Source organism: Plantactinospora endophytica (assembly GCF_016862915.1).
Taxonomy (GTDB): domain Bacteria; phylum Actinomycetota; class Actinomycetes; order Mycobacteriales; family Micromonosporaceae; genus Plantactinospora; species Plantactinospora endophytica.
Map to the genome: position 1 here is coordinate 89,695 of NZ_BONW01000044.1, position 20,994 is coordinate 110,688.

The following is a 20,994-nucleotide window of genomic DNA, read 5'->3' on the forward strand; positions in this document are numbered from 1 at the left end:
CATCCGGGCACGGGACACCCGGCACCGGACATCAGTTCCTCGGGGCGACAGCACGGGACAGCAGCCGGAAGCACGGGCTGCGCCGGGAGCACGGGACAGGGCCCTGAGCTGGATCAACAGCGGAGCGCCGTCCGAAACCCGCCGGGTACGCTGGCTCCCACCACCGGCTCGGCCGACCGTCACGGCTGGGCCGGGGACCGCACCGGAGTCCGCCGAACCGGAAGGACGTACCGAGGAGTCAGCGCCCGATGAGCCGGGAACCGATGGACGTGGCCACCGCCAGTCGTACCCAGGATCTGCTGACCCTCGCCCGCCTGGCGGTCGGTCCGGACGCGGTACGCGGCGTCCTGGACTGGCTCGGTCGGCGCAGTGGCGGCGTCGCCCTGCTGGTCGGGGCCGACGGGAAGGTACTCGCCGGACCCGGTGGCCGACGTACGCCCGAACCCCGGACGCTGCGGTCCGTCGCCTCGGCCGTCGCGGGACTGACCGAGCGTGGGGCCGGCGCCGCCGTCGTCGACACCGACGGGCCGGCCAGCCTCCACCTGCTGCGGCTGGGCGGCACCGTCCCGGACCGGTCCGCCGCGTCACTGATCGCCGGGGCCGAGGAGCAGCTCGCGTACCTGGTGCTGGTCGCCGCCCCGGAGCAACAGCTCGGCGACCTGCTGGCCGACGCCGCGCGGACGCTGTCGCTGTGCTGGCGGGTCGAGCAGGCGGACCGGGCCCGCCGACGGATCGTCGCCGCCGACGCGCACGGCCGGGAGGCGGTGCTGCACCTGCTGATGGTCGGCGACGTGCCACCGGCCCGGCGGATCGCCTCGGCACTCCGCCCACACCTGCCGGACGCGATCCGGATCTGCGTGATCGAGTGTGTCGGTCGGCAACGGTACGAGGTCGCGGCCGAGATCGACCGGTCCCTGACCGGACGTGCCTGGATCATCCCGTGTCCGGTCCGCTCGAACCATCTCATCGCACTCGTGCCGGCCGAGCTGCCGTTCGGCGACGACCGGTCGCCGGGGCACGTGCCGATGCAGCGTGGCAGCGGCCGTACCGATCCGGCGGACCGGCTCGGGCGCCTGATCACCGCCCGCGCCCGGCAGTGCCGGGTCGGGATGAGCGAGCCGGTCGGGCTGCCCGACACCGCCACCGGGTACGAGCAGGCGTTCCACGCGCTGGCGGTGGCCCGGGCGACGAGCGGCGGGTACGCCCGCTTCGACCGGCGGCACGACCTGGTGCCGCTCACCGGCACCGACGGGTACGCCTGGGCACAGCGGCTGCTGCGGCCGTGTCTCGAGTACACCCCGGCCCGCCGGGCCGACCCGGGGGCGGCGGAACTGCTCGGTACGCTCAGCTCGTGGCTCGCCTTCGACAGCGCGGCCAGCCGACACCTCAAGATCCACCGGAATACCCTGGCCAGCCGGTTACGACTGCTCAACACGCTGCTCGGGCTGGATCTCCTCCGGGTCGGTGACCGGTCAGCCGCCTGGTTGGCGCTGCGGCTGCGCGACGCACCCCGGCCGGACGGCCCGGACACCGCGCCGCGCACCACCGAGGGAGCCGGGACGACCACCGGTCAGGGCTCCGGAACGACCGCCCGGGTGAGCGCCGCTCCGGAAGCCGAGACTGTCGCTGCTCCGGGAGCCGGAACGACAGCCCGGACGAGCGCCGCTGCGGAAGCCGAAACAACCGCCCGGACGAGCGCCGCTCCGGGAGCCGGGGCGACGGCCACCGGGTGGGTGTCGGTCGACGGGGAGGTGACCCTCGACGCGCTGCTCGCCACACCGGCCGTGACGGCGTGGGCGCGGAGCCGGCTCCGGCCGTTGCGGACGGGCGACCGGTCCACCGGGTTCGAGACCGTCCGGGCCTGGCTGGCGGCCGACACCAACCTCGCCGCCACCTCGGCCGTGCTCGGCATCTCGCAGTCGGCCACCCGCAAGCGGCTGGCCCGGGCCGAGCAGGCGCTCGACCGCTCGCTGCTGCACGCACCGGACGCCCGACACGAACTCTGGCTCGCCCTTCGCGCGACCGAACTGGCGGACGGCTGACCACCGGATCCGCGTACCGGCGGGCGGGAACCTGGAAGACAGTCGGTGCCGACGGCCCGGAGCAACGTCACTGTGCAGGGCGGAACCGGCAGCCCGGTCGCTGTGCAGATCGCTCCCTCGCGGCCCGGTCCCGGACGGCCGTACGGTGGGCCTGCCGACACGGGGGGACGGGCCACCGGCTGGCGACCCTTCGGAGTGCCACGAGGGCGAGGGGCAGCCAGCCGGGTGGCCCCGGCGACGACGTACGCGCCGCCGGGGAGTCGACCGGGTCCGCCCGGGAGCGGCCGGGAGCGGCCGGGCTACAGCCGGCAGGCGTCGATGGCGGTGACCAGGATCGCCCGGGCACCGACGTCGTACAGCTCGTCCATGATCCGGTGTACGTCCTGGCGCAGCACCATCGCCTGTACCGCCACCCAGCCCTCCCGGTGCAGCGGCGAGATGGTCGGCGACTCGATTCCCGGGGTGAGCGCGGACGCCTTCTCCAGCAGGTCGGCCCGTACGTCGTAGGCGAGCATCACGTAACGCCGGGCGACCAGCACCCCCTGGAGGCGCCGGACGAGCTGGTCCACCTGTGCGTTGGCCGGGGCACCCGTCCGACGCACCAGTACCGCCGACGAACGCAGGATCGGCTCCCCGATGATCACCAGTCCGGCCTGCCGGAGCGTGGCGCCGGTGGAGACGACGTCCGCGACCACGTCGGCCACGCCGAGGCGTACGGCGTTCTCGACCGCGCCGTCGAGCCGGATCACCGTCGCGCTGATCTGGTGTGCGGCGAGATAGCCCTCGACCACCCCCGGATAGGCGGTGGCGATCCGCCGGCCGGCGATCTCGTCGACGGTCGAGACCGTTTCCGGCCGAGCGGCGAAGCGGAAGATCGACCCGCCGAAGTCGAGGTCGACGACCTCCTCGGCCGGGCTGGCCGAGTCGACCAGCAGGTCCCGGCCGGTGATGCCGAGGTCGAGGTCGCCGGAGCCGACGTAGGTGGCGATGTCCTTGGGGCGGAGGTAGAAGAATTCGACGTCGTTGGCCTCGTCCCGGCAGATCAGGTCGCGGTCGTCGGCGCGTTGGCGGTAGCCCGCCTCGCGCAGCATCTGGGCGGCCGGGCCGGACAGGGTGCCCTTGTTGGGAATGGCGATGCGCAGCATCGGAGGTGCTCCTCGCTGGTCAGAGATCGAGATCGGTGGTCGGGGATCGAGATCGGGCTGACGCGCGGCGTCCGGGCCGGAGAGGATGGCCGGGACGCGGCGGGGCACTCACAGATGTCGGTAGACGTCCTTGAGCTCCAGGCCGGTGGCGAGCATCAGCACCTGCGCCTGGTAGAGCAACTGGGAGATCTCCTCGGCGGCCCGCTCCGGGCCTTCGTGCTCGGCGGCCATCCACGCCTCGGCCGCCTCCTCGACGACCTTCTTGCCGATCGCGTGCACGCCGCGCTCCAGCGCGGCCACCGTCGCCGAGCCGGGGGTGCCGGCAGCGGCCTTGGCCTGCAACTCGGCGAACAGCTCCTCGAACGTCTTCACGGCTTCCGATTCTCGCAGCCGGCCGACACCGGTCCGGTCGCCGGGTCGGCCGGCGGCCCACCAGGTGGACCGCCGGCCGCTTCCCACCGCACCCGTCGGGGGGCGTGGTCGTGGTCGAGCCGCACCGTCACGGCGTGGTCGGCGTCGAGTTCTCAGCGCACCGTCACGGTGTGGTCGTCGAGGTACTGCTCGCTCCCGTCGGCCAGGGAGATCGCGTACGCGGTAAGCGTGTACCGGCCAGGCGGCAGCGAGACGGTGAACTTCCGCTCCCCCTGGGCCGGCCCGGCCTCGGAGAGCGTGACGAACTGCTCGCGTACCGTCCGCGATCCCCGCTGGATCCGGAACTGGGCCGTCGCCTCGGGCAGGATGCCGGCGACGTGCACCTGGAAGCTGCGGCCGACCGCGTCGCCGTGCTGCGGCGAGATCAGCCACACCGGGGCCAGCACCTCCATCGCCGGCGCCCGGCGCAGTACCCCGGAGATGTCGACCCGGCCCCAGAGCCGGTCGACCGGTGCGCCGTCGAGCCGCAGCCGCAGCCCGGACACCCCCGGCACCGCCGTCACGGTCCAGACGAGCTGCTGCACGGCCAGCCGCGCGGTGACCTCGTCGACCCCGGCACGGGCGGCACCGGCCAGGTCGACCGTGGCGACGCCGTCGCCGACCGTCACGTCCCGCAGGTCGGTACCCTCCGGCCAGGCGCTGCGGTAGTCCGGGTCCATTCCGACCGGGCTGTCCAGCAGGTTCCGCAGGGCGGCGGTGATCCGGTCCCGGGCCGAGCCGTCGTGCAGCCACAGCCGGTGGAACTCGCGGTAGAGCCGGGGGCGGGCCGGGTCGCCACCGAGGTAGTAGACCGCCAGGGCGGCGGTGGTGGCGGCGGGCGCCGTGGTCTGGGTACCCGTGCTCTGGCCGGCCGACGGGGCGACCGGGCCGCCGGGTGGTGTCGGACCGGGGCGGACGTCGTCGACCGTCGGTACCGGCGTCGCCGACCGTTCCGCGCCGGCCGCGCCCGGCGGCGGCCCGGGCCGCTCGGACGGTGTCGGTACGACCGTGCTGGCCAGCCCGACCACCACCGCTGCCACGTTCAGCGTGGCCACCGTCACCGTGCCGGCCGCCAGCGGCGACCAGCCGCCCCACCGGCCCCGGGCACCCCGGGGCAGCGCCCGACCCGGCCCGCGCCACCAGCGGCGGGCACCGGCCCGGTCACCGGCCCGGATCCGCCGCTGGATGCCGGGCAGCGCGCCCGGTCCCGGCTCGATCCGGTCGGCCTCGGCCGCGAGTACCCGGCGCAGCACCTCCTCGCCCGCCGCCACCGACTCCCCCGGTCCCGACCCCGATCCCGGTCCCGACCCCGATCCCGGTCCCGGTCCCGGCCTGTCGCCGGGAACTCCGCCGTGCCGCCAGCGTCCGTCGTTCATCGTTCTGCCCCCAGGCTCTGCTTCAGCGCGGCCAGTCCCCGGAAGGTGTGGCTCTTCACCGCGCCCCGGCTGACACCCATCAGGTCGGCGGTCTCGGCCTCGGAGAGGTCGAGGTAGTAGCGCAGCACCAGCGCCTCCCGCTGCCGGCCCGGCAGGGTACGCAGCGCGGCGATCACCGCGTCGTGCCGGAGCAGGTCGAGCGCGCCGCTCTCCGCGCTCGGCGCGTCCGCCGCCGGCCCGGTCTCCGCGAGGTACGCGGTCACCACCCGGCGGTGTCGGAGCGCCGACCGGCACCGGTTCACCACACTGGTCCGCAGGTAGCCCACGGCCCGGTCGGCGTCCCGCAGTCGGGACCAGTGCCCGTGCAACGCGACGTAGCCGTCCTGCACGATCTCCTCGGCCGCACCCCGGTCGTGCAGGAGCAGCGTGGCGAGTCGTACCAGCGGGCGGTAGTGGGCGGCGAAGAGGCTGGTGATCGCCTCGTCCGCCGACCACTCCGGTGTGCCCGGTCGTGTCATGGTCCTCCCGCCGGGCGGGTCGGAGACCAGTTGGGTCGTCACGGCAGCATGACGCGTGACCCCCCGTTCCGGTTTACCGTCCGGAGCGGATCGGCACCATCCGACAGGCCGGTGACGGGCCGACATGCCCGGATGGCCGATGGGACGATCTATGGATCTTCGTCGAAGTGTGCCTATGCTGTCGGCCATGGCTCGCCGATCTCTGCCGGTCGCGCTCACGACCGCCACCGTTGTGCTCGCCGCCCTCGTCGGCTGCGCGCCCCAGACTCAACCCACCCCCGGGCCGCCGCAGGCCACCTGCACCAAGGCCGAGTTGAAGACCCGTACGCCGGGCAAGCTGACGATCGCCACCGACGATCCCGCGTACGCGCCGTGGTTCGCCGACAACCTGCCGGCCAACGGCAAGGGCTTCGAGTCCGCCGTCGCGTACGAGGTCGCCAAGCAGCTCGGCTTCGCCCGCATCGACGTGCAGTGGGTACGGGTCAAGTTCGACACCGCGATCGCGCCGGGGCCGAAGGAGTTCGACTTCGACGTCAACCAGTTCTCGATCACCGAGGAGCGCAAGCAGGCGGTCGACTTCACCTCGCCGTACTACCTGGTCCGGCAGGCCGTGGTGGCCGGCAAGGGGTCGAAGATCACGGGTAGGTCGCAACTGGCCGACCTCCAGGGGGCCAAGCTCGGCGCCCAGGTGGGCAGCACCAGCTACCAGGCCATCACCGACGTGATCAAGCCGACCGTCAAGCCGCAGGTCTACAACACCAACGACGACGCCAAGAAGGCCCTCCAGAACGGCCAGCTCGACGGCATCGTGGTGGACCTGCCCACCGCCTTCTACATCACCTCGGCCGAGATCAAGGACGCCACCATCGTCGGGCAGTTGCCGCAGGTCGGCCTGCCGGAGACGTTCGGCCTGCTGCTCGACAAGAACTCACCACTTACCGGCTGCGTCAGCGGTGCCGTCGACGCGCTCCGCTCCAACGGCACGCTCGGCAACCTGGAGAAGACCTGGCTCTCCGAGGTGGCCGGCGTACCCGACCTGACGTGAGCCTGCTCGACCACCACCCCTCCCCGATCGCCCGCGAGCGGGCCGCCTACCGGAAACGGCAGACGGTCCGCTCGGTGCTGGTCGCCGCCGCCTCGACCGGAATTCTCGGCACCCTGCTGGTGGTCGCGGTCACCGGGTCGCCGGGCTGGGAGCGGGTACGACAGTCGTTCCTCGACCCGCGCATCGGCCGCGAGGCGCTGCCGGAGATCCTCAGCGGACTCTGGCTCAACGTCCGGCTGCTGGTCTTCTGCGCTCTCGGCGCGCTCGCCCTCGGGCTGGTGGTGGCAGTGCTGCGTACCCTGCGCGGTCCGGTCTTCTTCCCGGTCCGGGCGCTGGCCGCCGGCTACACCTACACGTTCCGCGGCCTGCCGCTGATCATCGTGATCTACGTGCTCACCCTCGGCGTGCCGGGGCTGCGGTTGCAGGGCATGCCGCCGGTGCTGGTGCTCGGCGGGATCGCCCTGGTCCTCACCTACGGCGGCTATCTGGCCGAGGTGTTCCGGGCCGGCATCGAGTCGATCCATCCGAGCCAGCTCGCCGCCGCCCGGTCGCTGGGGCTCACCTACCGGCAGACGATGCGGCACGTGGTGCTGCCGCAGGCCGTCCGTCGGGTCGCCCCGCCACTGCTCAACGACGTGGTCGCGTTGCAGAAGGACGTCGGGCTGGTCTCGCTGGCCGGGCCGATCGACGCGGTACGCGCCGCGCAGATCGCCACCGCCGAAAGCTTCAACTACACGCCGTACATTCTCGCGGGGGTGCTGTTCGTGCTGCTCGCCGTTCCGCTGATCGCGGTCACCGACTGGGTGACACTGCGCGCCGCCCGCCGGCAGGCCGCCCGATGAGCCCGCCCGTGTTGAGCTGTCGGGGCATCCGGAAGGTCTTCGGCGGGCAGGTCGTACTCGACGATCTCGACCTGGACGTGGCCGAGCACGAGGTGGTGGCGCTGATCGGCGCCTCCGGCTCCGGCAAGTCCACCCTGCTGCGCTGTGCCAACCTGCTGGAGGAGATCGACGACGGCACCATCGCACTGGACGGCGAACACATCACGGACCCGCGCACCGACCCCGACCTGGTACGCCGACGGATCGGCATCGTCTTCCAGGCGTACAACCTCTTCCCGCACCTGCGGGTGCTGGACAACATCGCCCTGGCGCCGGTCCGGGTGCACCGGCGGGACCGGGCCGAGGCCGAGGCACAGGCGCGCGAACTGCTCGCCCGGGTCGGGTTGGCGGAGAAGGCCGGGGACTATCCCGACCGGCTCTCCGGCGGCCAGCAGCAGCGGGTGGCGATCGTCCGGGCACTTGTCAACTCGCCCCGGCTGCTGCTGCTCGACGAGGTGACCTCGGCGCTCGACCCGGAACTCGTCGGCGAGGTGCTGACGATGATCCGGGACCTGAAGGCGGACGGGATGACCATGGTGCTGGCCACCCACGAGATGAGCTTCGCCCGCGAGGTCGCCGACCGGGTCTGCTTCCTGGACGGCGGACGGATCATCGAGGAGGGACCGCCGGAGCAGGTGCTCGGCGAGCCGACCCAGCCCCGTACCCGGCAGTTCCTCCGCCGGATCATCGAGGCGGGCCGGCTCCAGGTCGGCTGACCGCCGATCACCGCGCGGGTTCGGCGCCCGCTTCGTGCGAGGTCGGGAAGTACCGGACCCTCACCAGCATCACGGGCGGGCGGCGATGTCCCGGATCGCCACGGCGGCCTCCAGCGCGGCCGTGGTGGCCGCCCAGCCCTTGTCCTCGGCCGACTCCGGCAGCCCGGCCCGGTCCCGGGCCTGCTCCAGGTTGTTCACCGTCAGCACGCCGTGCGCCACCGGCGTCGCGCTGTCCAGCGCCACCCGGGTCAGCCCCTCGGTCACCGACTGGCACACGTAGTCGAAGTGCGCGGTGGCGCCCCGGATGACCACGCCGAGCGCCACCACCGCGTCGTAGCGCCGGGCCAGCGCCTGGGCCACCACCGGCAGTTCCACCGAGCCGGCCACCCGGACCACGACCACGTCGTCCACCCCGCACGCCTTCGCCGCCGTCACCGCCCGGTCGACCATGTGGTCGGTGAGTTCGCCGTGCCAGCGCGCGGCCACCACCCCCACGGTCAGCCCGGACGCGTCCACCGTCGACAGTCCCGGCTCTCCGAACCCCGCCATCGTCACGCCAACCTTTCCGTCATCTCCGCGAGCTGCGTCAACGTCCCGGCGTCGGCCGGAGTCTCCAACCCGTCCAGCAGGTGCCCCATCCGGTCCCGCTTGGTCCGCAGGTACCGCACGTTCTCCGGGGTGGCCCGGACCGGCATCGCCTCCCGGCCCACCACGGTCAGGCCGTAGCCCTCCAGCCCGGCCCGCTTGGCCGGGTTGTTGGTCAGCAGCCGCATCGAACGCACGCCGAGGTCGTAGAGGATCTGCGCGCCGGTGCCGTAGTCCCGGGCGTCGGCGGGCAGGCCGAGGTCCAGGTTCGCGTCGACGGTGTCCCGGCCGAGGTCCTGCAACTGGTACGCCTGGAGCTTGTGCAGCAGCCCGATGCCGCGCCCCTCGTGGCCGCGCATGTAGAGGACCACGCCCCGCCCCTCGGCGGCGACCCGGTGCAGGGCGGCGTCGAGCTGCGGCCCGCAGTCGCAGCGCAGCGAGCCGAAGACGTCCCCGGTGAGGCACTCGGAGTGCACCCGGACCAGCACGTCCTGGCCGTCGCCGAGATCGCCGTAAACCAGCGCGATGTGCTCGGCGCCGTCCTGCCGGGCCCGGTAGCCGACCGCCCGGAACGGCCCGTACGGCAGCGGCAGCCGGGTCTCGACGACCTGCTCGACATCGGTCTCGGTACGCCGCTGGTGTGCGATCAGGTCGGCGATGGTGATCAGCGTGAGGCCGTGCTCGGCGGCGAACTTCGCCAGGTCTGGCAGGCGCATCATGGTGCCGTCGTCGTTGACCAGTTCGCAGAGCACCCCGGCCGGCCGGAGCCCGGCGAGCCGGGCGAGGTCGACGGCCGCCTCGGTGTGCCCGGGCCGGCGCAGTACGCCACCGGCCTTGGCCCGCAGCGGCACCACGTGTCCTGGCCGGCTCAGGTCGGTGGCGTCGGTCGACGGGTCGGCGAGCAGCCGGATGGTGTGCGCCCGGTCGGCGGCGGAGATGCCGGTGCTGACCCCCTCCCGCGCGTCCACCGTCACCGTGTACGCCGTCCCGCGCTTGTCCTGGTTGGTGTGGTACATCGGCGGCAGTTCGAGGCGGTCGCAGTCCTCCTCGGTGAGCGGCGCGCAGATGTAGCCGGAGGTGTAGCGGACCATGAACGCCAGCAGTTCCGGGGTGGCCCGGTCGGCGGCGAAGATCAGGTCGCCCTCGTTCTCCCGGTCCTCGTCGTCGACCACGACGACCGGACGGCCGGCCGCGATGTCCGCCAACGCCGCCTCGATGGTGCCGAATTCAGTACTCATGCCGGCCGCTCCGCTGCGCTCCGGCCCGTCATGAGACTCATCCGCACTCAACTGGCTGATTCGCTCGCCCCGCTCGCTCATGCCACGGCCTCCAGTCCGTCGACCGGCAGGCGCCCACCGGTCGTCAGCAGTCGTTCGACGTACTTGGCGAGGACGTCAACCTCGAGGTTGACCGGCTCGCCGACACCCTTGCGGCCCAGCGTGGTGGCGGCCAGCGTGGTCGGGATCAGCCCGACCGAAAAGGTCTGCGCGGTCAGCCCGGCGACGGTCAGCGACACCCCGTCGACGGTGATCGAGCCCTTCTCCACCACGTAGCGGGCCAGTTCGGTGGGCAGGCCGAAGGTCACCGTCTCCCACTGCTCGGCCGGCTGCCGTCCGACGATCTCGGCGACCCCGTCGACGTGGCCCTGCACCAGGTGCCCGCCGAGCCGGCTGCCGAGGGTGGCGGCCCGTTCCAGGTTGACCGGGTCACCCGGCCGCAGCGCCCCCAGGGCGGTACGCCGGAACGTCTCGCCCATCACGTCGGCGGTGAACGTGTCGCCGTCGATCTCCACGACGGTCAGACAGACGCCGTTGACGGAGATCGAGTCGCCGTGCCGGGCGTCCGAGGTGACGACCGGGCCACGGATCGCGACCAGGGCCGAGTCGCCGCCCGTGTCGTCGCGTCGGACCAGTTCGCCCAGCTCTTCCACGATGCCGGTGAACATCTTCAGTCAGCCCTCCGTCTTCCGGGGAAACGCGGTGACCCGCAGATCGGGGCCGACCGGCGTGATGTCGGTGAACTCCAGGTCGATGACCTCTGAGATGGAACGCGCGCCGGCGTCGCCCAACGCCGCCGGGCCGGCGCCGAGCAGCTTGGGCGCCAGGTAGCCGACGACCTTGTCGACCAGGCCGGCGGCGAGGAAGGCGCCGGCCAGGGTCGGACCGCCCTCCAGCAGCGCCGCCCGGACGCCGCGCCGGTACAGCTCGGCGAGCAGCCGGGGCAGGTCGACGTGGCCGTCCGGGCCGGTGCCGACCTCCTTCGCGGTCGCCACCCAGGTGGGCGCGGCGCCGTCCCGGACCCGGGCGTCCAGCGGGGTACGCCCGTCGCTGTCCACCACCACCCGCAGCGGCTGCCGGATGGCCAGGGTGCCGTCGCGCAGATTCCGCACGGTCAGTCTCGGGTCGTCGGCGAGCACCGTGCCGACCCCGACGACAACCGCGTCCACGGTGCCGCGCAGCGCGTGCACGTCGATCCGGGCCGCCTCGGAGGTGATCCACATGCTGGTGCCGTCGGCCGCCGCGATCCGACCGTCCAGGGTCGCCGCGTACTTCCAGATCAGGTACGGCCTCCTCCGGCGTACGGCGGTCAGCCAGGCCAGGTTGCCGGCCTCCACCTCGGCGGCGCGTACCCCGACCTCGACCTCGACCCCGGCGGCACGCAGCCGCTCGATCCCGCCCGCCGCGATCGGGTTCGGATCGGCGACGCCGACCACCACCCGGCGGACCCCGGCCGAGATCAGCGCCCCGCTGCACGGCCCGGTACGCCCGGTGTGGTCGCACGGTTCCAGGGTCACCACGGCGGTACCGCCCCGGGCCCGCTCGCCGGCCTGGGCCAGCGCGACGATCTCGGCGTGCGGCCCACCCGCGTACGCGTGGAAACCCTCGCCGACGATCTCGCCGCGCGGGTCGAGCAGGACACAGCCGACCAGGGGATTGGGGCTCGTCGTGCCCAGGCCACGGGCCGCCAGCGCGATGGCCCGGCGCATCGCCTCGTCGGCGGAGACGCCCCCCATGCCGTTCCCTTCCCCTTCGCATCGCCCGTCGTCGTGACGCGCGGGCGGGTGTGGGAGGGGTGCCGGCCGGTGGCCGGACGTGCGGCGGCGGAGCATGGGAACGGCAGTCGCCGACCCCGAGGGAACGCGGGTCGGCACACACGGCCGCCCACGGACCCATCCGTCCCGCGCGCTGTCTCCCATCCGGACTGTCTGGGCGCGGAATGCTCCGCTCCCAACCGTCGGCCCTGGGTTCTCACCAGGTCCACCGGGCGGCCGAGGCCGACCGGGTCGCGGGCTTACCGGGCTTGCGCCCGGATCACCGCCGGTTCGGAATTACACCGAGTCCCGCCAGCGCGTGGTGGGTACGGATCGAGTCTTACACGGATTCGGGGCTCTCGGGTCGTCGAGGCGACCGACCTCACAACGACGTGACCGTGGTCACTTCGCGCCGCGCCGCCGCTCGCCCGCCTCCTCCGCCGATCCGCCCGGGGTACGCCGCCGGTCCATCGCCACGTACGACCCGGGTTGGCTCTTGGCGACCGTCTTCATCTCGGAGGCCGCCGCGATCACTTCGAGCGGGTCGGTGAACCGTCGCTCGGGCACCGACAGCGAGACCCCGATGGAAAGGGTCACCAGGTGCGCCCGCTGGATGTTGCCGCGCCGGTCCTTCAGCTCGACATAGCCACGCTTGGCGTCCTGCGGGTCGTACAGCTCGTCGGCAGTCTTCTCGAAGTCGATCACGGCCCGTTCGGTGAGCGGCCGGACCTGCTCCGGAGCGCAGACGATCACGAAGTCGTCGCCGCCGATGTGGCCGAGGAAGGCCGGCGGCAGCCCGACCGAGACCACCGCCCGGTGCAGGCTGCGGGCCAGCGCGCTGATGAACTCGTCGCCCCGGACGAAGCCGTACCGGTCGTTGACGCTCTTGAACCGGTCGATGTCGACGTAGCCGACGGCGTAGTCGACGCCACTGCGTACCCGGTCCCCGATCTCCCGGCGGACCCGGGTGTTGCCGGGCAGCCCGGTCAGCGGGGAGACCTCGCGGAACTCCTTGTTACGACGCAGCGTGGAGCTGATCCGGGCGACGAGTTCGGCGGTGTCGAAGGGCTTGACCAGGTAGTCGTCGGCGCCGGCGGTGAGGCCGTGCACCTTGTCCACGGTCAGCCCCTTGGCGGTCAGCATGATCACCGGCAGTGCCGAGGTCATCGGGTTGGCCCGCAGTCGCCGGGTCAGCTCCAGCCCGTCGATCCGGGGCATCCGCAGGTCGACGACGGCGAGGTCGGGCCGGCGCTGCTCGATCACCTCGAGCGCCTCCTGGCCGTCCCGGGCCTGCACCACCTCGAAGCCGTGCAGCCGCAGATTGAACGAGACGAACCGGACGATGTCCTCGTCGTCGTCGACCACCAGGATCAGGTCGGGCCGCTCCTCGGCGGCGCCGTCGACGCTCATGCCCGCCCTCCGCTCCGCTCCGTGCGGGCACGAGGCTCTCCCGCACTGCGCTGACTGGTTCGCTCGCTGCGCCCGCTCATGCCCGCCCCCCGCTCCGCTCCGGGCGACCATGAGGCACCCCTGCACTGAGCTGACTGGTTCGCTCGCCGCGCCCGCTCACGGCTGTGGCGCGGCGCGCTCGGCGAGCCGCCGGAGCTGGGTCACCGCCGCGGCCGGGTCCGCCGCGCCGTAGACGGCGGTGCCGGCGACGAACGCGTCCGCACCGGCCGCCGCCGCCTGCTCGATGGTGTCGGCCGCGATGCCGCCGTCGACCTCGATCCGGAGTTCGAGGTGACCGGCGGCGGCGTGCCGGCGGGCGGTCCGGACCTTGTCGAGCAGTTCGGGGATGAACCGCTGCCCCCCGAAGCCCGCCTTGATAGTCATGATCAGCAATGTATCGAAGCTGGGCAAGAGGTCAAGGTACGGTTCGATCGGAGTGTCCCGGTCGATCGCCAGCCCCGCCTTCGCCCCGGCCGACCGAAGGTCCTTGGCCAGCGAGACCGGGTTGTCGCACGCCTCGGCGTGGAACGTCACGTTGTACGCACCGGCGTCCGCGTAACTCGGCGCCCACCGGCGCGGATCGTCGATCATCAGGTGTACGTCGAACGGCAGCGCGGTCGCGGCCAACAGGCTCTGCACCACCGGCAGCCCGATGGTCAGGTTGGGCACGAAGTGGTTGTCCATCACATCGACGTGCAGCCAGTCCGCCGTGGCCTCCACCGCCTGCACCTCGTCGGCGAGCCGGGCGAAGTCTGCGGCGAGGATGCTGGGCGCGACGATCGGCGCTGGTACGGTCACCGCGCCAGTGTACGAATGCCGGCCACCCCGCCCGCCCGTCACCCTCCGATCGCGCTCGCCCCTGCTCGGCGACGCGCTCGCCGTGCGCGACGACAGCCGGGTCGGTCGTCAGCGGACCACTGACGCCCCGTCGGCGAAGAACCGGTCCGGGGTGATCGGCAGGTCGCGGACGCGTACCCCGGTGGCGTGCTGCACGGCGTTGGCGATCGCCGCGGCGGTGCCGACGATGCCCAGCTCACCGATGCCCTTCGACCCCATCGGGTTGACGTACGGGTCGTCCTCGGCGAGCAGGTGCACCTCGACCGTACCGACGTCTGCGTTGGTCGCGATGTGGTAGTTGGCCAGGTCGTGGTTGACCACGTGCCCGAACCGGGGATCGAGTACGCACTGCTCGTGCAACGCCATCGACAGCCCCATGGTCATTCCGCCGAGCAGTTGGGACCGGCCGGTCTTCGGGTTGATGATCCGGCCGGCGGCGAAGACGCCGAGCAGCCGGGGCACCCGTACCTCGCCGGTCGCCTCGTGCACCCGGACCTCGGCGAACTGGGCGCCGAAGGCGTACATCGAGAAGCGCTCCCGGTCGGGGTTCTCCGGCATGTCGGCGGCGGCCTCGATCCCGGACGCCGGTATCCCGTCGACGTGCTCGGCGGCCTCCCGGGCGCGGAGCCGACGGGCGGCCTCGACCACCGCGCTGCCCCACGAGGTCATCCCGGACGAGCCGCCCGCCGCCATCGCCGGCGGCAGTGCCGTGTCACCGATCCGCAGGTCGATCCGTTCGACCGGTACGGCCAGCGCGTCGGCGGCGATCTGGGCCAGCGTGGTCCAGGTGCCGGTACCGAGGTCGGCGGCGCCGATCGACACCACGTACCGGCCGTCGGGCTCCAGTCGGATCGTCGCCGACGAACCGGGAAGCTGGTAGACCGGGTACACCGAGGACGCCACCCCGGTGCCGACCAGCCAACCGCCGGCCGCCCGACGTACCCCCGGAGTCGGGTCCCGGCCGGCCCAGCCGAACCGGCGGGCGCCGTCGCGCAGGCAGGCGACCAGGTTACGGGTGGAGAACGGCAGGTCCAGTTCGGGATCGACCGGCGGCTCGTTGGCGATCCGGAACTCGACCGGGTCCTGCCCGCAGGCGATCGCCATCTCGTCCATCGCCGACTCCAGCGCGTACATCCCCGGGGTCTTCCCCGGGGCGCGCATGATCGTCGGCACCGGCACGTCGAGCCGGACCATCCGGTGCGTGGTACTGCGGTGCGGCGCCGCGTACATCACCCGGGTCGGCGTGACGGTCTGCTCGGCGAACTCCTTGTGCCGGGCCGTCTGCTGCACCGCCTCGTGGCTGACCGCGACCAGCTTCCCGTCCCGTCCGGCGCCGAGCCGGATCCGCTGGAACGACGGCGTGCGGTAGCCGACCTGGGAGAACATCTGCTGCCGGGTGAGCGCGAGCTTCACCGGCCGGCCGGGCACGGCGAACGCGCACAGCACCGCGAGTACGACGTCCGGATGGGCGTGCAGCTTGCCGCCGAACGCGCCGCCGACGTACGGCGAGATGATCCGGATCCGCTCCGGTTCGAGCCCGAAGAGGGTGGCCAGCGAGTCCCGCAACCGGTGCACGCCCTGACTGCCGACGTAGAGGGTGAGCCGGTCGCCGGCCCAGGTGGCGATCGTGGCGTGCGGCTCGATCTGCGCGTGCTGGTACCAGGCGGTGGTGTAGGTGGCGTCCAGGCGTACCGCCGCCTCGGCCAACGCCGCCTCCGGATCGCCGTGCACGCTGTCGGTGGCGAACCCGCCGTTCACGACCGCCGGGGCGTACCGGTCCGGGTGGTCGGGCCGCAGCTCGACGTCGTGCGGGCCGGTCCGGTAGTCCACTCCGACCAGGTCGGCGGCCCGGCGGGCGGCCTCCGAGGTCTCCGCCACGACGGCGGCGACGAACTGCCCCCGGTACGCCACCTCGGGCGTCTGCAGGATCGTCATCTCCGCGTCGTCGGTGGAGGCGACCCGGGGCGCGTTCTCGTGGGTCAGCACGGCCAGCACTCCCGGCTCGGCCAGCGCGGCCTCGGTGTGCACCGCGACGATCCGCCCGACGGCGACGGTGGCCTGCACCGGGAACAGGTAGGCCGGCCGGTCGACGGGGTGCTCGAAGGCGTACCGGGCGGTGCCGGTGACCTTCGCCGGCCCGTCGAACCGGTCCAGCGGCCTGCCGATGGCCCGGACCGCCAGCGTCTTCCCGTCCACACCTGACAATCTAGGTGCGGAAACGCCGCCGGCTGCCCGCTTCGGTGGAAGTGGGCAGCGGCCGGTGGTCAGCCCCGGCGCAGCACCGCCAGGAACATCGCGTCCGTGCCGTGCCGGTGCGGCCAGAGCTGCACGGTCGGGCCGTCGCCGAGGCCGGGCATGCCGGCCGGCAGCAGCGGCCGGGCGTCCACGAAGTCGACGGGTACGCCGGAGCGGCGGGCCGCCTCGGTCACCGAGACGTGCGTCTCCACCACGTGCGGCGAGCAGGTCACGTACGCCACCACCCCGCCGGGGCGGACCGCCCGGAGCGCGGCACCGAGCAGCTCCCGTTGCAACCGGGTCAGTGCCGGCAGGTCGGACGGCTGGCGGCGCCAGCGGGACTCGGGACGCCGTCGCAGCGAGCCGAGACCGGTGCAGGGCGCGTCGACGAGTACCCGGTCGAAGGTGTCCTCCGGCAGGTCCGGGTCGCGCCCGACGGTACGGCCGTCGGCGGTCAGCACGGTCACCGGCAGCCCGCGTACGGCCTGGGAGACCAGGTTCGCCCGGTGCTCGGCCACCTCGACGGCGGTCAGTCGGGCGCCCCGCTGCGCGGCCAGTGCGCCGAGCAGGCCGGCCTTGCCGCCCGGCCCCGCGCAGAGGTCCAACCAGCGCTCGTCGGTGCCGTCGAGTTCGGCGGCGGTGAGCGCGGCGGCCACCAACTGCGAGCCCTCGTCCTGCACGTGTGCCCGCCCGTCGGCGAGCACGGCGAGTTCGCCGGGTGCACCGCCGGGCAGGTAGACCGCGTACGGCGAGAACGCACCCGGGGCGCCGCCCACCTCGTCGGCGACCTCGACCGCGTCCGCCCGGCCCGGACGGACGCAGAGGTGTACCGGCGGTCGCTGGTTGTCCTCGATCAGCAGCCGGGTGGTCTCGCCCAGGTCGCCGCCGAGCGCCTCGGAGAAGGCCCGGACGATCCACTGCGGATGGCTGTAGGTGAGCGCGGCGTGCCCGATCGGGTCGGTCTCGGCCGACGGGGCCAGCTCGGTCAGCCAGGTGTCGACGTCCTTGCCGGCGACCTCCCGCAGCACGGCGTTGGCGAACCCGGTCGCACCCGGGGCGACGGAGCGGACCAGGTCGACGGTGGAGGAGACGGCGGCGTGCGCCGGCACCCGGGTGTAGAGGAGCTGGTAGGCGCCGAGCCGCAGCGCGTCCCGGGGCTGCGGGTCGATCCGTGCGACGTCCCGGCCGGCGGCGGCGGTCAGGATCGCGTCCAGGGTGCCCCGGACCCGCAGCGTGCCGTAGGTCAGTTCGGTGGCGAAGGCCGCGTCCCGGCCGTGCAGCCGGCGGTCGCGCAGGATGCCGGGCAGGACCAGGTTCGCGTACGCGTCGTCCCGGTGCACCGCCTCGATCGCCTCGTACGCCGCCTGCCGGGGCAGGTCCACCGCCGGGCGTCCGGCTCGCGGCGACCGCCCGTCGCGGTCCCGCTGTCCCCCGCCGCCGCCCCGGGCACCCCGGTCGGCACCGCCGCGCGCACCGGCCCGGTCCGCGCCGAACCTGCCGCCCCGGTCGGCGCCGCCCCGCGCGCCCGTCCGGTCGGCCGCAGCCCGGCCGCCCCGGTCGGCGCCGAACTGGCCGGTACGGCCACGGCCCTCGCGTCGCCGGTCGGTGTCGTCCTGCCCCCGGTCGCCCCGGCTCCGCTCGGTGCCGCCGACCTGTTCCGTACGCTCGCTCATCCGAACTGCTCCCCACCGGCCACCCGGACGCCTCTGGCCCAGTCCGGCGCCGGCATCGCCCGCTTGCCGGCCGCCCGCACCTCACCCAGTTCCACAGGCGTGCTGGCGGTACCGGCCAGCACCCGGCCACGCTCGACCAGCAGCTCGCCGGGCTTGAGTTCGGGGCCGTCGCCGACCGGCCGCACCGGGCCGAGCTTGACCCGGTCGCCCCGGAAGGTGCTCCAGGCGCCGGGAGCCGGAGTGGCGGCCCGGATCCGCCGGTCGACCGCGAAGGCCGGCTCCGACCAGCGGACCTCGCCGTCCGCGACGGTCAGCTTCGGCGCCAGCGAGACCCCGTCGGCGGGTTGCGGCACCGCCCGCGCGGTCCCCTGCCCGATCGCGTCGAGCACGGTGACCAGCAGCCCGGAGCCGCTGGCGGCCAGCCTTTCCAGCAGGTCGCCTGCGGTGTCGGTGGGCCGGACCTCCTCGGTCACCGTGCCGAAGACTGGCCCGGTGTCCAGCCCGGCCTCCAGTTGGAAGACGCTGGCGCCGGTGACCTCGTCGCCGTGCAGCACCGCGTGCTGCACGGGAGCAGCGCCCCGCCAGGCGGGCAGCAGCGAGAAGTGCAGGTTGACCCAGCCGTGCGCGGGGATCTCCAGGGCCACCGGCGGCACCAGCGCGCCGTAGGCGACCACGGGTACGCAATCCGGGGCGAGCTGGCGCAGTCGGTCGAGGAACTCCGGCTCCCGGGGCTTGGCCGGGGTCAGCACCTCGACGCCCCGCTCGTCGGCCCAGGCGCCGACCGGTGACCGGGCCAGCCCTCGGCCCCGCCCGGCGGGGGCGTCGGGCCGGGTGACCACGGCCAGCAGTTCGTGCCCGGAGGCGGCGATGGCGTCCAGGGCGGGCAGGGCGACGGCCGGCGTACCGGCGAAGATCAGGCGCACCGGGCGGTCACCGGCCCAGGCCGAACGGGCTGGCCGGGCGCTCCGGGCCGCCGAGGCCGAGTTTGGCGGCGAGACCCTGGCGCCGGTTGGCCGGCGGGTCGTGCGGGCTGACCTTGACGACCGGCGGGGCGTCCTTGTCGTACCAGTCGGCCTGCCGGATCGCCTTCATCGCCTCCTTGCGCCCCTCGGCGTCCAGCCGGTCGAGGAAGAGCACCCCGTCGAGGTGGTCGGTCTCGTGCTGCACGCACCGGGCCATCAACCCGGTGCCGACGATCTGCATCGGGTCGCCGTACTCGTTGAAGCCCTTGGCGACGACGTTGAGCCGGCGCTTGGTGTCGAAGTAGAGCCCGGGGATGGAGAGGCAGCCCTCCGGACCGTCCTGCTCGTCCTCGTCGGGGAACTCCAGTACCGGGTTGACCAGGTGCCCGAGCACGTCGTCGACGTCGAAGGCGAACACCCGCAGGCCCACGCCGAGCTGCGGCGCGGCAAGGCCGGCGCCGTTGCTCTCGCGCATCGTGTCGGTCAGGTCGGCGACCAGTCTGCGCAGCTCGGCGTCGAAGTCGACGACCGCTTCGGCCGGGGTGCGCAGCACCGGGTCCCCGAAGAGACGGATGGGCTGGACGGTCACGCGGGAGGGCTCCTTCACGAAGGTGTTTCGGTGCGGCCGTACACCAGTCTACGGGCGCACTCCGGGCCCGACCGGCGAGCGGGCGGCACCGGTCGGGCATGGTCGCCGGAGCGGCATCCGGCTGCCGCGCCACGCGGTCCGGCGGGACGGGGTTCGGGTGGAACCAGGGATCGGGTGGGACGGGGATCGGGCGTGACGTCGGTCACGACACCGTCGGCTCTCCGGTCGACGGATGGTGCGGACTCCGACGGCTGGGGGTCAGGGCTGGGTGCCCGGCTCGCCGGCCAGTACGGCGTCGGTGCGCTCCAGGATGTGCTCGGGCAGCGGGAGCTGGGTGCCGTGCGCGGCGTCCCAGTCGTAGATCACGCTCAGTCCGACCTCGGCCCGGAAGTACTCGATGGCGCTGAGCCCGCCGACCACCTGCTCGTCGCACTCGGCGACGAGTTGGCCCGGCACCAGCTTGAAGCCGTTGCGCAGCGCCGCACTGAGCCGCCGGTGCCCGTCGACCACGAAGAACTTCTCGCCGGTGTAGCCGATCCGCAGCGGCTCCAGCGCTTCCTCGCCGGCCTGCCCGATCTCCGCGACGTAGTCCGACTCCCAGAGGCCGCGCAGCCCCTGGATCTCCTGGGTCGGGTAGATCCGGGCCGGGTCGAGCAGCAGCAGCGGGGGGGAGTCGCGGAGGATCTGCTGGCCGAAGGAGCCCTCGTAGGCGGCGATGACGTGCGCCACCACCTCGTCGGCGGACGCCTTGGTGCTGTCGCAGATCAGGTCGTAGTTGCGCAGCTTCGCCTTGTCGACGCCGTACCGGACGAGGAAGCGGTTGCGCTCGCTCTCGCTGCGCTCGTGCAGCTTGGCCCGGGCCTCCTCGATCGAGGTGTAGCTCTCGGCCGGTCCGGACGGCCGGGCGAGCACCCGGCGGGCCGCCTCGGTCGGCTCGGTGATCATGTGGATCTTCAGGGCGTGCTTGAAGAAGTGCCAGGCGAGCCGGCTGTCCACGATCAACTGCTCGCCGGAGTCGGCGATGTCCTGCTGGAGCTGGTCGACGTAGCCGTCGACCGCCTGGTCCAGCTCGGCGTGCAGGTTGAGCTGGAGCGCGGTCATCTGCCGCTGCTGGGCCATCTCCCGGTAGAGGTCACCCACGCTGACCCGGCGCAGCCCGAGCCGCTTGGCCAGCTCGATGGAGACGGTGCTCTTGCCACTGCCAAGGTCACCGTTCAGGACGATCGACTGACGACCGGTCACGACCTACCCACCCCTGATCCCAGGTTGTTCAAGATCAATAGATTGAACGCCGAACCGGCGCGGTCACTCTCCGTCACGTCTCCCGCGTGGAGCATGAGGGGCGATGGTATCACCCGAATCCCCGACCACCGGTCGGACTCCGGGTCCGTCAGGCTCCCGTTACCCACTCCGGACGGTAACCGAAACAACCCTCCGTGTCGGATTCTCGGTCAGCATCCGGTCAGAAGATGTCCTGCGGATCGACTCAGAACATGTCC

At 73.1% G+C, this 20,994-nt stretch carries 19 protein-coding genes and 1 riboswitch; of the genes, 4 read left to right on the top strand and 15 right to left on the bottom strand.

Annotation, left to right across the window (positions count from 1 at the left end; genetic code table 11):
- Window positions 1–248 precede the first annotated feature (248 nt).
- Window positions 249–2,042 carry a helix-turn-helix domain-containing protein gene (locus tag Pen02_RS36620; protein WP_203870779.1) on the top strand — a complete coding sequence of 598 codons (1,794 nt, stop codon included), beginning with the start codon at window positions 249–251 and terminating at the stop codon, window positions 2,040–2,042.
- 299 nt (window positions 2,043–2,341) lie between these two features.
- Here the strand turns inward: Pen02_RS36620 and hisG are convergent, their stop codons facing one another.
- From hisG to Pen02_RS36640, 4 genes are all read right to left on the bottom strand, one after another.
- On the bottom strand, window positions 2,342–3,187 hold the full coding sequence (gene hisG, locus Pen02_RS36625; RefSeq protein ID WP_203870780.1) for an ATP phosphoribosyltransferase: 846 nt from the start codon (window positions 3,185–3,187) through the stop codon (window positions 2,342–2,344).
- A gap of 108 nt (window positions 3,188–3,295) precedes the next feature.
- A complete protein-coding gene (locus tag Pen02_RS36630; protein WP_101366712.1) occupies window positions 3,296–3,559 on the bottom strand; it encodes a phosphoribosyl-ATP diphosphatase in 264 nt (87 codons plus the stop codon).
- 152 nt (window positions 3,560–3,711) lie between these two features.
- Window positions 3,712–4,869, bottom strand: a complete 1,158-nt coding sequence (locus Pen02_RS36635) for a GerMN domain-containing protein (RefSeq protein ID WP_203870781.1) — start codon at window positions 4,867–4,869, stop codon at window positions 3,712–3,714.
- A gap of 101 nt (window positions 4,870–4,970) precedes the next feature.
- Window positions 4,971–5,492: a SigE family RNA polymerase sigma factor gene (locus tag Pen02_RS36640; RefSeq protein WP_203870782.1), complete on the bottom strand. Its 522-nt coding sequence runs from the start codon at window positions 5,490–5,492 to the stop codon at window positions 4,971–4,973.
- A 187-nt stretch (window positions 5,493–5,679) separates the two neighbouring features.
- Here Pen02_RS36640 and Pen02_RS36645 point away from each other — a divergent pair, with 187 nt between their 5' ends.
- Genes Pen02_RS36645 through Pen02_RS36655 form a run of 3 tightly spaced genes read left to right on the top strand, consistent with a single transcriptional unit; the run spans window position 5,680 to window position 8,134 of the window.
- Window positions 5,680–6,537: an ABC transporter substrate-binding protein gene (locus Pen02_RS36645; RefSeq protein ID WP_203870783.1), complete on the top strand. Its 858-nt coding sequence runs from the start codon at window positions 5,680–5,682 to the stop codon at window positions 6,535–6,537.
- A complete protein-coding gene (locus Pen02_RS36650; RefSeq protein WP_372445743.1) occupies window positions 6,534–7,379 on the top strand; it encodes an amino acid ABC transporter permease in 846 nt (281 codons plus the stop codon). Before Pen02_RS36645 ends, Pen02_RS36650 begins: the two co-directional genes overlap by 4 nt.
- Complete coding sequence (locus tag Pen02_RS36655) at window positions 7,376–8,134, top strand: amino acid ABC transporter ATP-binding protein (protein WP_203870784.1); 759 nt, start codon at window positions 7,376–7,378, stop codon at window positions 8,132–8,134. Before Pen02_RS36650 ends, Pen02_RS36655 begins: the two co-directional genes overlap by 4 nt.
- Window positions 8,135–8,203: 69 nt before the next feature.
- On the opposite strand, the gene ribH is transcribed toward Pen02_RS36655, so the two are convergent.
- From ribH to Pen02_RS36710, 11 genes are all read right to left on the bottom strand, one after another.
- The gene (gene ribH / locus Pen02_RS36660; protein ID WP_203870785.1) at window positions 8,204–8,683 is read right to left on the bottom strand and encodes a 6,7-dimethyl-8-ribityllumazine synthase; all 480 of its coding nucleotides are present in this window, start codon (window positions 8,681–8,683) and stop codon (window positions 8,204–8,206) included.
- Between the two features lie 2 nt (window positions 8,684–8,685).
- Window positions 8,686–9,957, bottom strand: coding sequence for a bifunctional 3,4-dihydroxy-2-butanone-4-phosphate synthase/GTP cyclohydrolase II (locus tag Pen02_RS36665; protein WP_203870786.1), 1,272 nt, complete (start codon window positions 9,955–9,957; stop codon window positions 8,686–8,688).
- Window positions 9,958–10,034: 77 nt separating this feature from the next.
- Window positions 10,035–10,664 (bottom strand): riboflavin synthase, encoded by a 630-nt coding sequence (locus Pen02_RS36670; protein ID WP_203870787.1) that lies wholly within the window; start codon window positions 10,662–10,664, stop codon window positions 10,035–10,037.
- A gap of 6 nt (window positions 10,665–10,670) precedes the next feature.
- Window positions 10,671–11,732, bottom strand: a complete 1,062-nt coding sequence (gene ribD / locus Pen02_RS36675; protein ID WP_203870788.1) for a bifunctional diaminohydroxyphosphoribosylaminopyrimidine deaminase/5-amino-6-(5-phosphoribosylamino)uracil reductase RibD — start codon at window positions 11,730–11,732, stop codon at window positions 10,671–10,673.
- Between the two features lie 167 nt (window positions 11,733–11,899).
- Window positions 11,900–12,071: riboswitch (FMN riboswitch) on the bottom strand.
- A gap of 81 nt (window positions 12,072–12,152) precedes the next feature.
- Window positions 12,153–13,160, bottom strand: a complete 1,008-nt coding sequence (locus tag Pen02_RS36680; protein WP_203870789.1) for a GGDEF domain-containing response regulator — start codon at window positions 13,158–13,160, stop codon at window positions 12,153–12,155.
- Between the two features lie 156 nt (window positions 13,161–13,316).
- Window positions 13,317–13,997 carry a ribulose-phosphate 3-epimerase gene (rpe, locus tag Pen02_RS36685; RefSeq protein WP_203870790.1) on the bottom strand — a complete coding sequence of 227 codons (681 nt, stop codon included), beginning with the start codon at window positions 13,995–13,997 and terminating at the stop codon, window positions 13,317–13,319.
- 108 nt (window positions 13,998–14,105) lie between these two features.
- Entirely contained in the window at window positions 14,106–16,232 is a 2,127-nt protein-coding gene (locus Pen02_RS36690; RefSeq protein ID WP_239141888.1) for a xanthine dehydrogenase family protein molybdopterin-binding subunit, read from the bottom strand.
- Between the two features lie 68 nt (window positions 16,233–16,300).
- Entirely contained in the window at window positions 16,301–17,944 is a 1,644-nt protein-coding gene (locus tag Pen02_RS36695) for an RsmB/NOP family class I SAM-dependent RNA methyltransferase (RefSeq protein ID WP_372445745.1), read from the bottom strand.
- Window positions 17,941–18,867, bottom strand: a complete 927-nt coding sequence (fmt, locus tag Pen02_RS36700) for a methionyl-tRNA formyltransferase (protein ID WP_203870791.1) — start codon at window positions 18,865–18,867, stop codon at window positions 17,941–17,943. The genes Pen02_RS36695 and fmt overlap by 4 nt, the downstream gene beginning before the upstream one ends.
- A 7-nt stretch (window positions 18,868–18,874) precedes the next feature.
- A complete protein-coding gene (gene def, locus Pen02_RS36705) occupies window positions 18,875–19,495 on the bottom strand; it encodes a peptide deformylase (RefSeq protein ID WP_203870792.1) in 621 nt (206 codons plus the stop codon).
- A 258-nt stretch (window positions 19,496–19,753) separates the two neighbouring features.
- The gene (locus Pen02_RS36710) at window positions 19,754–20,737 is read right to left on the bottom strand and encodes an AAA family ATPase (RefSeq protein ID WP_203870793.1); all 984 of its coding nucleotides are present in this window, start codon (window positions 20,735–20,737) and stop codon (window positions 19,754–19,756) included.
- Window positions 20,738–20,994: the final 257 nt, after the last annotated feature.